This is a genomic window from Massilia sp. CT11-108 (genome assembly GCF_047302915.1).
Lineage (GTDB): Bacteria > Pseudomonadota > Gammaproteobacteria > Burkholderiales > Burkholderiaceae_D > Telluria > Telluria orientalis.
The window spans coordinates 1-725 of record NZ_JBKYMO010001100.1; the positions used below are offsets into that span (position 1 = coordinate 1).

Annotated in this window: 2 protein-coding genes; one reads left to right on the forward strand and one right to left on the reverse strand. The window is 73.0% G+C overall.

What is annotated here, in order from left to right:
• Positions 1-611: LysR family transcriptional regulator substrate-binding protein (locus ACEN88_RS33390; protein WP_413346624.1), on the forward strand; the 611-nt coding region annotated here is incomplete at its 5' end.
• On the opposite strand, the gene ACEN88_RS33395 is transcribed toward ACEN88_RS33390, so the two are convergent.
• The gene (locus ACEN88_RS33395) at positions 573-704 is read right to left on the reverse strand and encodes a hypothetical protein (protein WP_413346626.1); all 132 of its coding nucleotides are present in this window, start codon (positions 702-704) and stop codon (positions 573-575) included. The two genes, ACEN88_RS33390 and ACEN88_RS33395, sit on opposite strands and share 39 nt — an antisense overlap.
• Between the last annotated feature and the right edge of the window lie 21 nt (positions 705-725).

A 725-nucleotide genomic window follows, 5' to 3' on the forward strand; every position in this document is an offset into this window, starting at 1 on the left:
CGCTGGAGGTGGGCGGCATCGAGACCCTCGCCGCCGCATTCCTGCCGGACGTCGTGGCGCGCATGGCGGCCACCCACCCGGACATCGCCGTCCGCGTGACCGTGGCCCAGACGTCGACACTGCATGCGCAGGTGAAGGACGGCACGCTGGACGCCGCCCTCTTCTTCGGTACGCGCCCGCACGACGACGGCGTTCAATGCGGCGTGATCGCCCATGCGCCCCTCATGCTGATCGTGCCGCCCGGCCATCGGCTGGCGGCGCGTGCGAGCGCCGGCCACGACGACGTCGCACACGAGCGCTTTCTCGTGACGGCGCCGGGCTGCGCCTATCGCCGGATGTTCGAGGCGGCGTTCCGGTCGCGCGTGGACGGAGAACCCGTCATCGCCGGGCAGTCCGACAGCGTGGCGGCGATCGTCCGCATGGTCGAACGGGGCCTCGGTTGCGCCATCGTGCCGCGCATGGTGCCCGCGCTCGCGGACGCGCGCGTCGCGATCGTGCCCTGGCATGGCGAAGGCGCGACGGTGCCCGTCTCACTCGCCTGGCGCGCGCGTGCGTCGTCCGCGATGACCGCGTTACACGAGGCGGTGGCCGCCGTCGAGATGCAGCACTGAACCGGTGGCGTAGCCGTTGCGCATCAGGAAGCGGATGCCGTCGGCGATGTCGTCGGGCCGGCCGATGCGGCCCACGGGCAGCTTCTGCGCCATGGCGTCCAGCCGGGCCGGCGC